This window comes from Paenibacillus sp. R-74696 (genome assembly GCF_055814915.1).
The window spans coordinates 268,891-282,275 of the sequence record NZ_JBPULM010000017.1 but is presented as its reverse complement, the minus strand read 5'-3'; the positions used below and the strand labels follow the sequence as shown (position 1 = coordinate 282,275).

At 43.8% G+C, this 13,385-nt stretch carries 13 protein-coding genes; 1 reads left to right on the top strand and 12 read right to left on the bottom strand.

What is annotated here, in order from left to right; genetic code table 11:
* Positions 1–454 precede the first annotated feature (454 nt).
* From ACSR9A_RS03765 to ACSR9A_RS03730, 8 genes are all read right to left on the bottom strand, one after another.
* Entirely contained in the window at positions 455–1,678 is a 1,224-nt protein-coding gene (locus ACSR9A_RS03765; protein ID WP_473755706.1) for a macrolide family glycosyltransferase, read from the bottom strand.
* A gap of 70 nt (positions 1,679–1,748) precedes the next feature.
* Positions 1,749–3,113 (bottom strand): MFS transporter, encoded by a 1,365-nt coding sequence (locus ACSR9A_RS03760; protein ID WP_473755871.1) that lies wholly within the window; start codon positions 3,111–3,113, stop codon positions 1,749–1,751.
* A 544-nt stretch (positions 3,114–3,657) separates the two neighbouring features.
* A complete protein-coding gene (locus ACSR9A_RS03755; RefSeq protein WP_473755704.1) occupies positions 3,658–4,080 on the bottom strand; it encodes a hypothetical protein in 423 nt (140 codons plus the stop codon).
* Between the two features lie 585 nt (positions 4,081–4,665).
* Complete coding sequence (locus ACSR9A_RS03750) at positions 4,666–5,934, bottom strand: alpha/beta hydrolase (RefSeq protein ID WP_473755702.1); 1,269 nt, start codon at positions 5,932–5,934, stop codon at positions 4,666–4,668.
* Positions 5,935–6,016: 82 nt separating this feature from the next.
* Entirely contained in the window at positions 6,017–6,280 is a 264-nt protein-coding gene (locus ACSR9A_RS03745; RefSeq protein WP_473755700.1) for a hypothetical protein, read from the bottom strand.
* A gap of 244 nt (positions 6,281–6,524) precedes the next feature.
* Positions 6,525–7,172, bottom strand: a complete 648-nt coding sequence (locus ACSR9A_RS03740) for a response regulator (protein ID WP_473755698.1) — start codon at positions 7,170–7,172, stop codon at positions 6,525–6,527.
* A complete protein-coding gene (locus tag ACSR9A_RS03735; RefSeq protein WP_473755696.1) occupies positions 7,169–8,392 on the bottom strand; it encodes a sensor histidine kinase in 1,224 nt (407 codons plus the stop codon). The genes ACSR9A_RS03740 and ACSR9A_RS03735 overlap by 4 nt, the downstream gene beginning before the upstream one ends.
* 158 nt (positions 8,393–8,550) lie before the next feature.
* Positions 8,551–8,874 carry a winged helix-turn-helix transcriptional regulator gene (locus tag ACSR9A_RS03730; RefSeq protein ID WP_473755694.1) on the bottom strand — a complete coding sequence of 108 codons (324 nt, stop codon included), beginning with the start codon at positions 8,872–8,874 and terminating at the stop codon, positions 8,551–8,553.
* A 144-nt stretch (positions 8,875–9,018) separates the two neighbouring features.
* On the opposite strand from ACSR9A_RS03730, the gene ACSR9A_RS03725 reads away from it, so the two are divergent.
* Entirely contained in the window at positions 9,019–9,903 is an 885-nt protein-coding gene (locus ACSR9A_RS03725; protein WP_473755692.1) for an SDR family oxidoreductase, read from the top strand.
* 186 nt (positions 9,904–10,089) lie between these two features.
* Here ACSR9A_RS03725 and ACSR9A_RS03720 read toward each other — a convergent pair whose 3' ends face one another.
* Genes ACSR9A_RS03720 through ACSR9A_RS03705 form a run of 4 tightly spaced genes read right to left on the bottom strand, consistent with a single transcriptional unit; the run spans position 10,090 to position 13,369 of the window.
* A complete protein-coding gene (locus ACSR9A_RS03720) occupies positions 10,090–10,773 on the bottom strand; it encodes a class I SAM-dependent methyltransferase (protein WP_473755690.1) in 684 nt (227 codons plus the stop codon).
* Positions 10,774–10,781: 8 nt separating this feature from the next.
* Positions 10,782–11,657: a DMT family transporter gene (locus tag ACSR9A_RS03715; protein WP_473755688.1), complete on the bottom strand. Its 876-nt coding sequence runs from the start codon at positions 11,655–11,657 to the stop codon at positions 10,782–10,784.
* A gap of 43 nt (positions 11,658–11,700) precedes the next feature.
* On the bottom strand, positions 11,701–12,486 hold the full coding sequence (locus ACSR9A_RS03710) for an ABC transporter ATP-binding protein (RefSeq protein WP_473755686.1): 786 nt from the start codon (positions 12,484–12,486) through the stop codon (positions 11,701–11,703).
* Positions 12,479–13,369, bottom strand: coding sequence for an ABC transporter ATP-binding protein (locus tag ACSR9A_RS03705; protein ID WP_473755684.1), 891 nt, complete (start codon positions 13,367–13,369; stop codon positions 12,479–12,481). Before ACSR9A_RS03705 ends, ACSR9A_RS03710 begins: the two co-directional genes overlap by 8 nt.
* Between the last annotated feature and the right edge of the window lie 16 nt (positions 13,370–13,385).

Below are 13,385 nucleotides of genomic sequence, written 5' to 3'. Positions count from 1 at the left end.
TTCAATCTATGTTGGCATCAGTTTATTCCTTGCCTTTTTCCTAACATTAGGCTTCTCATATGATTTTGCGTATTGTCGCGGAAGCGGATGATCACCATAAACAAATTGGTCCCACTTTCTCTCGGTTGTAGGCCCTTTCTCCATGGACCTAAAATTCAGCGGAGCTGTTAACGTTAGCTCAGATACGCTGCCATCCTCTTAAGGATGACCCTTCCATAAAGTCGTTGTCTCACTTTTAATACTAAAACAATCTTTTTTAAATGGTTTGTTTGCATGCTTCTAAGGCTTGGGCTAAAACGTGCAAATCCCTTTACATCAGCATCTATTTGACAATGGCACAATGTTCTTGTCTTTCTCGGCTAAGGAACCAAGTTCTTGTCCTTGGCTTTGGACAAGAACTTGGTTCCTAAAAACAAAAAAAGCCGCTTTGTAAGCGACTTTGAATGGAACACCACTAAATTGTGTAACTTCCTCGGGCTGAACCCATATGACTCATGATCATTTCGGCGGCCCGCTTGTAACCGCCAGCCTGGCGTAAAGATTCACCGATGAGGTAAGCCTGCCGTTTATAAAGTGAATTGTGTAGGACTTCTGTTAACGCCTCTCTCAAATCAGTTGCACTGAGGTTATGTTTATTCAAAGTAATACCCGCGCCCAACTCCTGTACCCGATTTGCAACAAGAGGCTGATCTGACGTTAATGGGATCATCACCATCGGAACGTTGTAATATAGCGCCTCACTCGTGCTGTTCATTCCAGCATGTGTAATAAAAACATCTGTATGCTGCAGCATGTCCAACTGTGCAATGTATGGCTTGACGATAAAATTAGGAGGAATTTGTTCCGTCAGCGGCTCCATATCCGTGTATTTCCCTGAAGATAGAACAACATTCACGGGTAGATCCCCTAATGCTTCAAAGCAAAGCTGATAGAAATCCAAGTCCTTATTTAAAATCGTACCCATGGCAATGTACACGGTTTGAGGGTACCGTTCACGAAGCAGCTCGAACGAGAAGGCCGGAGCATCTTGACGTGTTATGATCGAAGGACCAGTGAAAATAAAACTTTCATCCAGCTTTTCGGCCTGCGGCTGAAAATAACGGCTGGTGTACACGAGCTTTAACTGACCTGCATGTGCAGGAATCTCTTCCATGGCTGGAATACTCACTTGAAACTCTTCGGATAACTCAGTTGTTATCTTCATCGTAGTCTCATAAAGCTCCTTCGTCTCCGTCTCATTAAGGTCTGATCCAGACCCGAGAGGCTCTACAAAAGCAAAGGAGGCAATCGAACACACCGCGGGAATTCCCAGTTTTTCTGAAAGAATAGTCCCTCCCCATCCCATCAGGGAATCAAAGATTATATAGTCAAACTTTTGATTCTCTATTACTCGCAGCACATTGGGGATGATCCTCCGAATGATACCGCTTACCATCATATGAATGAACTGATAAGAATGCTTGTACTCCTGGGGTTTCAACACCGGATCATGAGAGAAGGCATCTTGTGGAAATGGATAGGTAAGTATCTGGGCACCGGTTTGTTCAATTCGGGAACGATACTCCTCCGTGCATACATAGATGACTTCCTCACCATTGTTCGTCAACTGAGTAACTAATCCTAACGACGGATTCACATGTCCTTCAGCTGGAGTAATGACTACTAATACACGTGCCATCTTATCTACCTCCCAATGCAATTTGTCCCCCCGTTCTTCGTGATGTATTTAACGACGCGGCTGTCATCCGTTACATGGAAATGTTGTCCTTCACCTGGCTGATCGGATGATGTTCTTGATGAACGAGTTTGTTAATTCGTAGTGCTGCCAAGAAACTTAACAAGACTAATAGTAATTGCAGTGTTAACACGATCAAAACGCCTGTGGATATGCCCCATTGTAAAGTTTCGGACAAGGCAATCAGTGCGCCACCAACTCCAATGCTTACTCCCATATAGAAGGAATCCACAAATTGCAGATTCGCGGACATTTCTCCCTCTTTCCTGGGCATGGCATGTTGTAAAGCAATGGCTGCAGTAGTAGGGTTGGCCAATCCAACACCGAACCCTGTAATCATTTGCGAGAGAAGGATGAGTATAATTCCACCGTCCGTCAAAATAAGAGCCAGGATCACGAGTACAGTTCCAACGATCATAATCCCAATGCCGGTCATGACTCTGCCCTTTCGGGCAAGACCTTGATCTCGTGCATCAAGCTTGGCTTGCAACCACGCTGCGGCGGACCAGCTCAGAGAACCTGCTGCTACAAGAAGGCCAGCAAGGTCAGCTGATAACCCCTTCACTTCGGTTAGTGCCAAGATCACAAAACTTTCCGTTGTAAAATAACAAGCAACATATAGCCCTCTGGAAACCAAAGTAGCAGGCAATCCTTTTTTTACCGAAAAAGTGCCCACAGGCAGCAGTTTACGCAATGGTGGGATCATGACGACTAATCCACCCAAAGTGAGTACTATGCCTTTCCAATCGGTTATCATACCAAGTCCTGTGAGTAACAGCCCCGTTCCAACGGCAAGTAGAATCGCATAAATAATCTTCGAGTCGGTTGCTCGCGCTGGACCTGTCAGATCTTGCCGAAGCTGCAAATCACGGAAAGAGCGGAATGTAAGACTGAGCGCCAATCCAATCAAAGGTAGAACGATCCAGAAAACATATCGCCACGAGATATAGGAAGCAATAAGGCCTGCTACATAAGGCCCGATCAAGGAAGGCAGTACAAATGCCATAGAGAATGCGGCCAGGATTTGAGTACGAAGTGCATCTGGATAATGCAATGTCACACAGGTATAAACGCATGTGATCAGGGCCCCCGCTCCAAAACCTTGAAGGGCTCTTCCGGCAATAAGCATGTGCATATCGAAAGAAATAGCGGAGACCACAGTTCCTAGCACAAAAACACTAAAAGATACCAGCATGGATGTAAAAACACCGCGCTTGTCAACCTGCTGACCCATAACCAAGGTTCCAATAAGCTGAGATAACAAAAATACGCTGAATATCCAACCGTATAAATGAATGCCCTCTAAACTTTGTGCCATTTTCGCGGCAATAGTCGTGATAGCCAGTCCTTCGAAAGCTACGGTTGTCAGAACCAGCATAATACCAATTGTAGGTGCCCTGTACTGAGCATCAAAAATCCCAATCTGATTGTTGTTTGTCTTCCACACCTCCGTAAGTTGATGGTTATTATGGTAAATTAAACCTCTTATCATTCTGAATATACATGAAGCATTCTACTTTGTAAAGTTAAATGTTTAAAAAGTGGGGTCGTGCTCAAGAAGATGATCCACATATTCAATAGGAGATTTTGCTTGAAAATATGCCATTTTCATTACAGTCAATTTGGAGAAGTTCATGATGATAATATTCGGTGAGAGGTATAAATGGTTGCTTCTCATGATCAAATACGATGAGTCGGTACTTACTAACTGTCCCCTATGGACAGTATTGATGAAAATAGCTCCCCATATTCTCCCTTAAATAACCGTTCAAAGGCAATAAAAAAAAGGCCACTCCCGATAACAAAAATGGGACGCGCCAATATCATGTGACACATTATATAGGTTGTTTATGAGTTGTTTTTCTTATGAGTTTATCCTCTGGCTCTTCGTCTCAGCCAAGGATTTCTCATGTAGAACAGGATCAAGATCCACGATCTTGATCCTTTATACTCATCAATCCATCACCATAAATCAATTCAATTTCGTGTTCTTTATCATTGCTGTCCTCTATAACGAAAGTAAACCGTTTTTTATAACGTACTGACATGTTCTCGGAACTAAAAAAATTCTCATAGTTGCTTATTATTTCATTAGCAACCCACTCCAGAACGTCGATATCGTCTGGGTTTAAAAATTTAGCCAATTTAGTGATGTTCCCCGCATCAATAAGCTCTAAATATTTAACAACCATACTTTCTGCATAAGGAAAATACTGTATAAATGGATTGTGATACACGGTAACTCCATTTTCTTGATAACGAATGACTAGCGAATTCTCTTCATGATTTTCTTTAAAATTCTTATCGACCAAAACGAATTCATACTGACCATCTTCAGGAGACATTGCAGGTCCATCATAATTTATCTGTACGGATAGAGACTTTAAATCAAAATTTTTATCGAAGCCTTCGATTATTGTATTTACTCCATCAATATCTAGTTGAGAAAGGGCTGACATACATGGTTATAAAAGATTTTTTAACAAACGAAAATAAATACGGGTTTTGTGAATATATATAAATGGACTCAAAACCTTACCACGACTGCTTGTTGTCTCTATGTCCATGTCTAATGACACAAAACAACCCCTAATCACTAGATAGATTGAGGGCTGTTTTGTGTCATTCTCTTACTTGGTAATTCTCGCGCCTTGATCGACTTTGTGGAAATTCTACAAAATAGCTTTTCTCAATATGTTTTCGTTGATATCTCCATAAGCTTTGCTCGAAGGTGTTGGTGTAGCTTGAATAACTGAAACAAAATTTCTGCCTGGAATTACATTTATCTCCTGTCCTCCAAATCCTCGACACCCATATGCTTTATTCTAAATTCATCTCCTACCACACCATTATTCAGTACTAGAAGGTGACGAATCGTTAATGCATGGTGGTAAGGATGAATGCCCTAGCGAAATTTAGGCAAATAAATGCTAAGGCTTTTGAGGCTTCTTAATCATTTCTACGCCGTCAAAGGTAAGGCTTTCAATTTCCGTTTCCTTTTTCAACATATATCTATCAAAAAACGCCTTTGTATAAGATGTAATAATGTTGCGCTGATCCATGGCGTCCCGGGTTCCTCTGGAGGCTTTATCCGTAGTAGTAAACAAGGAATCGGAGAAGTCACCATGAACCACATTATCAATAATGGCAAAGTAAGTTTCCTGGCTGTTGGATTCAAGAAGAAATGCATTCGTATTATAAGCAAGCACAGTGCCGAGCTGCATGAAGGGTTTCTTAAGGTCGCTATCCAGGGCACCTAACATATTACCATCTAGATTTACACCGCCGACAAATCGGTCATCGTCACGGCTAACAATTGCCGCTGTAGTTCCTCCAAAAGAATGTCCAAACACACCCATACCGATTTCAAGCTGCAATCTGCCTTTAAACATGGATTCAATGTCACCTACATTCATTTTTTGCAGACTATCTGCGACATAGCTAACATCCTCGCTCTGTAAAACGGCATATTTTGCAAACTTGACTGCTTCAGGCGCCGAAGTCAATTTGCGAGCAATCTCAATTGCTTTTTCTTCCTCGAGCTTCTCTGTCACAATTTCAGGGGGAGTTAGAGCGGCCGCTTCCATTCCGTATTTCGTTAATTCGTCCATAAACTCCTCTGTCATACCAACCGTTCGTCCATCCTTGAGTTTGTACACACCACTTTCGGCATGGCCGATTGACACCACAATATAGCCGGAGCTTGCCAGGTCCTGAGAGAACAAAGTGCCTTGCTGCGGGTAAGCGCCTGCGCCATGAACAAAGAATAAAACCGGATATTGTTTTTCCTTTTCAGACAAGGCCAGATCGTCGTAAGACCCTGTCTTAAAATTGGAGTCGAAAAGCTGCTCACCACCCGCTGTAGCCCCTAATCTAACCAGAAGCTCATCCCTCAGTGAATGAAACTCCGGAAATGCATATTCTGCCGTTGGCTTGCCTCCACTGCTGTCGGACGGATAGAAAAATAACGCCGTCAGTTCCCTTTCTGAATTGTCTGATGCTTTGTACTTGAAGTCCATCTGTGTACGCCCGACCGTATAACTTCCAACCGGTTTCGGAAATTCATCCTGTGCGGAAGTGCTGCTATTTTCCGGTTTCGGAATTTCCTCCTGTGTGGAAGTCCCGCTATCTTTGCCGCAGGCGGAGAGCATGGTCAGTGCGAGCACAATTGTCAGAATCGCTGTCAGTCGTTTTTTCATAATTTCTCCTCCAATTTAAGTTATTGAATCGTGAAGGGGCAGGTTTCGCTGTACATGACAGCCACCCGGTCGCAGGTTTTGGTCACAATGCCTGCTTCCCTGTAAATAAAATCAGATTGAACTGTACAGTCGCGTATTTAAAGGAAATCAGGTCGTCGTCAATGTCGGGCCGGAGCTTGCCGTCGTACCTCAACCGTCGCAAGCTGTCCTTGAATATAACGACGGACTCGTCTTTAAACAGATCCAGATATAAGTAAAGCAAGACATCTACGGGAAGAGTTATAATTGTTTTAACGAACTTGATTCCCAATTCATTCAATGCCTCGGCCGTGTTGTCACGAACCATAAGTTCGAAAACGCCCTCTTGACCATGGGTTTTTAAAAACTCCTTTCTTTTTTGGGCAGCCTTATTCAGCAGCTCCTCCCGCGATGATTGGCACATCATTTTCCAAGTTTATAAAGCTTTTCTGTTATCTATCACTCACTCCTCTTTTATTCATGCATCCATCATAAACGAAGGAGAAAAATAAAAAATCGTACAAAAGGGCAACCCCCAAGTGTACGATCGGGCAAATCTATAAAATGTTCAATCATAAATGCAGGATTCCACGCTCAACCGCGACGGCGACGGCCTGCGGTCTCGAATCCACACCCAATTTATTGTAAATACTAGTTAAATGAGTCTTTACTGTCCGTTCGGATATTCCCATATCGAAGCCGATCTCTTTACTTCGAGATCCACGGGCAATCGCTTGAAGCACGATCAGCTCTTTGTCTGTAAGAGATGTCTTCGCCGAGGTTGGCTCTTTCGCCTTTCCTGACGTCTTGTTAGCGAATACTTTCTCAGTGATCTCTGGAAGTAGCAACGTCTCCCCCCGCATCGCGGCATCAATCGAGCGAAATATCATCTCCCTTCCCGTGTCCTTAAGCAAATACCCTTTGGCACCTAACGCCAGTCCGCGAATCATCATTTCATCCTCGTTGTAGGTAGTCAGAATAATGACCGGAATATCGAGTCCTTTAGCTTTGAGCGCTGCCATGGTGTCTAAGCCGCCCATTTCAGGCATGTTTAAATCCAATAGGATAATGTCCGGCTTGTGTGCCTCCGCCAGTCGGACCGCTTCCACACCGTTGGATGCTTCTGCGACTACCTCGTACCTTTGATTGGTTTCCAGGATCAGCTTAAGTCCCTCACGAACGACTAGGTGGTCATCCACTATAAGAACCTGAATTGTCATAAGATGGTATCCTCCTGTTGTAATGGAATGCGAACAGAAACTTCTGTTCCTTGCTTTCCGCTTTCGATTTTGATATCCCCGCCAATAATTCTGGTTCGTTCATATAGGCCAATTAAACCATAGCTGCCGGATTGTTTCTCGATCTGCTTGGAATCGAATCCTATTCCGTCATCCGTAATTCTTAGCTCAATTATGTTTTCGCGTGCTGCAACCACGACTTCTACGTTCGTAGCATTAGCATATTTAGCTGTATTGGCCAAGCATTCTCGGATGATATGTAAGCTATGTTCTAAGATCAACTTCGGTACCACCGAATGGGGTATCGATAACTGAGTGGAAATACGAATCCCTGTCATATGTGTGAAATGTTCAGCCTCATCCTTTACCGCTTTAGAAATATCTATGACCTCTGCAGAATACGAACGCAAGTCGTCAATTGCGCTTCTCGCCTCTGAAAGTGTGCGCTTTGCTTGGGCTTTCGACAGCTGAACAATCTCGTGGGCACGATGGATATTATCGTTCTCTAAATGCGCATCCACGGCATCAAGCTGCATGATGAGACCTGCTAGCCCTTGTGCCAAGGTATCATGTAAATCACGGGCCATCCTTTGACGTTCGTTGGCAATTGTTAGATCCTCCACTTTCCTGTGCGCTCGTTCCAATTCACTTAAAAACGATTGGGTCCGCAATTTAGCACGAACTTGTTTATAGAACAAAGAAGCATAGCCGATTACGAAAAACATTACGAAGAAGAGAGATGGCAATGTTGATGGCAAATCCTCGGTCAACCCGAGACAAACCAGTGAAACAGAAAACAAGGTAAAATAAAAGGTACAAACCAAAAGCACCTGATTCCGTTGAGAGTATACACCAATACTTTGCCCGGCCAAAGCCGTCAATAGACTTACAAAGATGAGAGAATGAGCATTAGGCATGATTAACGCGCAACCCCAGATAATAAATCCTTGCGTCACAAAATAAATCCAGGGTCTTCTATCGACAACAGATCCGGCATACCAATGCAGCAAAATGTGAATCAGAATGAGACCTGTAAAAATAATAAATTCGAACCATGTGGGATACATGGGAAGCTGGGAGAAAAATGCAGAAAAATAAATCAGAATGACCCAGATTAAAGCAGGTAGACGAGAATCACGCAGAACATTTTGGATATCAGATCGGGAGCTTTTATACGGTTGGTTTTTTGAATAATCATTCATGCATGATCACCTCTATCAGGTACTATTTTGAAAACAACCTCCCTGGCCATACAGTTTTGCGCCAGCATGCAGGAGTTGCTCCAACATTGCTTCAAAAACATAACCAACTTAAAAACCAGTCCCCATGTGCGACTGGTTTTTACTGATGTCCAAGAGACCTACATATGCTGAAGTCCCCAGTTTTGCAGTTGCAACAAAATAGGAGTGAGACTTTTTCCTTTATCCGTTAAAGAGTATTCGACACGAGGAGGCATTTGAGCAAAAGCAACTCGATTGACGAGCCCATCTTCTTCAAGTTCGCGCAATTGGCGAGTCAATGTACGATGCGTCACGGTAGAGAGCAATTTTTGCAATTCGTTAAACCGGACCATGTCATTATTCAATAAATGGTACATGATCAAAATTTTCCACTTCCCGCCAATAAGATTGACTGCAAATTCGACCGGGCATGGACTACAATTCTCCTGTGGTTTGGTCTCCATGAGTTTACCTCCAAAAGTATCACGTGAGATACCTAATATCCCAAATGTGCGTACTTACATAAAGTTTGTAAGTTGTTTATTATAAATATAACATTTGGTTCGTTATTGAACAAATGAACTTTACTATAAGGGGTTGTCGTATAAATGGAAACTATTTTGGTTTATGGAGCGTCAGGGGTACAAGGTGGTGCAGTAGCAAGATTGTTAACCTCTAAAGGGATAAACGTTCGCACAATCACACGTCAGGAGAAAAACGCAGCAGCGCTGAAGGAACAAGGCATCGATGCTTTTGTTGGCGATTTGTCTGTACTAGAAACCTTGAAAGAAGTTAACAGCAATGTTGATAAAGTTTTCTTGAATATGCCAATCGAGTATGATACAGCATTAATTAAGCAACACATTACTAATGCCGTTGAAGCTGCTAAGCAAGCTAACGTAAAATTGATTGTAGTGAACTCGAATGGCTTCTTGCCGGAACAGCCGACCGACACCAAAACTTTGGATGTAAAGCGCGATATGATTGAGTACGTACAGCAAAGCGGCATTCCTACAATCTTGGTAAAACCAACACTTTACATGGAGAATTTCTTGATTCCAGGACTCATCAACAACGGCATGCTGTTCTACCCTGTGCCCGCAGATAAACCTATTCCTTGGATTAACTCCGATGACGCAGCGCAATATCATTATTATGCTTTAAGTCATCCTGAGCTGGCAGGACAAACGGTGCTGGCTCCAGGGCCAGAAGCATTGACGGGTGCAGAACTGGGGGAGCGCTTTACACAAGCACTGGGACAAGATGTCACATTCCATTACCTGAACTACGATGATTTCGAAGCATCTCTCACGCCAGTGCTGGGAGCAAGGCAAGCAACTGGTGTTGCGGGCTTCTACCGTTGGATTGGAGCCAATATCGATTCCCTCAACTATTATGATGTTAAGGATCGCGTGATCGTCCCTGATCTCCAACTGACCACGCTGAAGGATTGGTTACAACAACCGCATGTAAATAAAATGCTTCGTTCTTAAGAAGAGCCATTGGGTGAGTCCTTCACATTTTAATAATCATTTTTTAAAAAGTAGATTCTTCGCGAATCTACTTTTTAAATTCTCAGCTATTGTACCACTCGAACGATTTTTTTCTTTGAGCGTTTTAATGTTCCTTGACTGCTGCAGGTTTACTTTTTCTATATAAATTGCATTCCATGCGTATCCCTATCCTATTGCAACAAATCTAAATACATAGGCTTGCTCGTAAGCATACTGCAGCTTGTCCGCAGCGCATTGATACCAATTTTGCTGTGGAGTGAGTTCAACAAAATCTGTAGGTATCATTCTGCGCACCCCGACCTGAAAACCTGCATTAAAGAAGGCTACTGCGATCATATCCAATGAATACTCTTGCATAGGCTGGGCTGATTTCTGATTAATGGACTCTCTGATGAACGGGAAGCTTGGATTGTTTGGATAGTCAGCATACGTTGCATAATAGACCCCGCCTGGCGTTAGGCACTGTCTCATACGTCTTGCGTGATCATCTAAATCATCAAGTAAGTATAAAACGGCCAGGCTGAACGCATAATCAAAGCTTTGCCCTAATTTATCCGGCTCAGCAGTAACGACATACGTAATGGGCAAATCCCCTTTTCGCTCATTGGCCACATCTACGGATTGCCTTGCAAGGTCAGTTCCCACAGCCTCCTTGAAAGGGCGCTGATTATAGAGCATGCGTAGAAACCCTCCCTGATTACAGCCAACATCCAGTATACGGCTTGTCCGCAAATCATCTTCTGGAATATATTCCAGTACACGCTTCCAGTGAGCCAAATGAGAATCCTCCATGCTTTGATCTCCGTCTTTCCACCATACATCATAAAAGCTCTCTTTTGGATTCATCATTTTTCTCCTCATCGCTTTATATTTGGTTGAATTTGTACGCCATGCGGCTGCCCTCGCTTCCGAAGGGACAGTCCAATGCAGCCAGCAACAATAAAAATACCGCCTATAATCGTCATTAGGCTTGGAATCTCATACCAAAGCAGCAAACCAAAAAGCACATTCATGAGCAAACCCGAGTAACTAATCATTTGAACGACAACAGCATTCTCATGCGTAAAGGCTTTTGTTAGGAAAATTTGACCGAGCAATGAAACGATACCAATTGCACACAAACATAGCAGGTCCATTAGACCTGGAACTACAAAAGAATTCCACATAAAGGGTATGGCTATCAACATTGAGGTCGCGACAAAATAAAATACGATCTCATAGGCTGGGTGTGATTTGCTTAAATGACGGATCGAGATACTTGCCGCTGCAGAGAATAATGCCCCCAGCAAGCCCACAATAGCGATTAGCGAGAAGCTTGAATATTGAAAGGGATTGATCAGACATACAGCACCTATGAAGGTAAGCATAAGCAGCCACCTGGCGTTTCCCTGTATGCGTTCTTTCAGAATAATCGCAGATAACAAAACGACAAAGATCGGTGAGGTCTGTGCCAATATACTCGCATCGGTTAAAGGCATTCGGGACAACGTATAAAAAAAGGCCAGCATATACAAACCGCCCATGAGTCCTCTGACCATAAGCATGGGAATACCCTTTCTAGAAAAGCTCGTCTTGCTGTATTGCATGAAGAAAATAATTAAAGCGGTACCGATCAGTCCTCGAAAAAAGGCGATTTCAGCCGCTGGAATGTGATCGCTGACCGCTTTGACAAGGACATTCATGACGCTGAATACAAGCGAAGAAAGCAAGGCAAACCAAAATCCGTTTTTCATGATTTTCTCCTTCAAGCCAAATGACAACCTATCAAATAAGAAATCATAAATACTGTGCAGCATGAACAAGCATGCGAGTGTAGGGGTGACGCTCTTCACTCCATAAGTCGGAGCTTTCGAATTGGTCGATAAGGCGACCTTCGTTCATGACCAGTATACGATTGCTCATTTGCTCTACAGCGGCTAGATCATGTGAAATAAACAACATAGACATCCCTAACTGCTGTTGCAGGCTTTTAAGAAGCTTTAAAATCTGAGCTTGCGTTGTCACATCAAGGCTGGAGGTCGGTTCATCGCAAAGGAGTACTTGCGGGTACAGGCTGATTCCACGAGCGATGCAAACACGCTGGCGCTGTCCTCCACTTAACTCATGAGGAAAGCGATCCATAAGCTCCCCCTCCAAACCAACCATTTCAAATAAAAGCAAGGCGGTATCCCTTCTTCCAAGCTTTTTTGGGGCATGGTATGGCGGCGTAAAGCTCGGGTAATTATCGAGTGGCTCCATGACGGAGCGCCACACGGGCAAGCTATCATTTAGAGAAGCAGTAGAGTCCTGGAAGATAACCTGTATACTTTGCCTCATCCTTCGCAATTCCCGCTTGTTTGAAGAGCTAAAGGTGCGACCTGAAAGATAGACATCGCCCTGATCCGGGTTTTCTAAAGCCAACAGAAGTCGAACGAGTGTGCTTTTTCCACTGCCGCTTTCTCCGACCAGTCCCACACATTCCCCTGCGTGAATGACAAAGGAAATGTCTTGTACAGCCTTTATTATTTTGCTATTTCGCTTGTAATGCTTCAGTAAATTCCGGGCTTCCAAAAGCTTATTCACGAGCTGCCCTCCCTTGCACGACTGGTGGACTCAGCCTTGGACAAGCCGCTAGCAGCTCTCGTGTGTAGGGATGGTCCGGATGGTTTCGTACCTTCGAGGCTTTCCCGGATTCAACCATGTGACCTCTTCTCATTACCACAAGCTGGTTCGCTGTTTTCAACACTTTCCGCAAATCATGGGTAATAAATAGAACGGCGCAGCCTGTCTCTGCTTGCAGCTTTAAAATTAACTCCATGATTTTCCCGCTCGTCAGCACATCAAGAGCAGTGGTCGGTTCATCTGCAATTAATAAGGTCGGTTTAGGCATTAATGCAGCTGCCAGCGCAATTCGCTGCCGCTGTCCGCCGCTTAGCTGAAACGGAAAACTACGATATGCACGCTCCGCAGGAACATCTACCCGCTCCAACCAGCTTAGTACCCTTTGTTTCGCTTCTTTTCTGGATAATGGCTCATGCGTTTGGATCATTTCAAGCAGCTGTGAGCCAATGGTTAAATAAGGTGTGAAGCTGCCCTGATAGTTTTGAAAAACCCAGCCGATTTGTTTGCCGCGGAGCGGTTTCCACTGCTTCTCTCCCAGCTTCATTAAATCTTGGCTGGCAAAGTGGATTTGACCCGAGGCGCTCAGTGTCTTGGGCAACAATCCGGCAATCGCAGAGGCTGTAAGGGTTTTGCCACTCCCGCTTTCCCCTACAAGTGCAAGCATTTCTCCTTTACGGATATCGAATGAAATTCCTTGAACGAGCACCCTGCTCCGTTCATGATCTGCTATTTCGATTTGCAGTTGCTTTACACTCAGAACCATCGATTCGTCATTCTGCGAGGGATATGAAGCAATCTCAAGATCAGTCTTAAGCGGGATACTCCGTCCATCTCCTAGCATCATTAACCCCCTTCCGTCC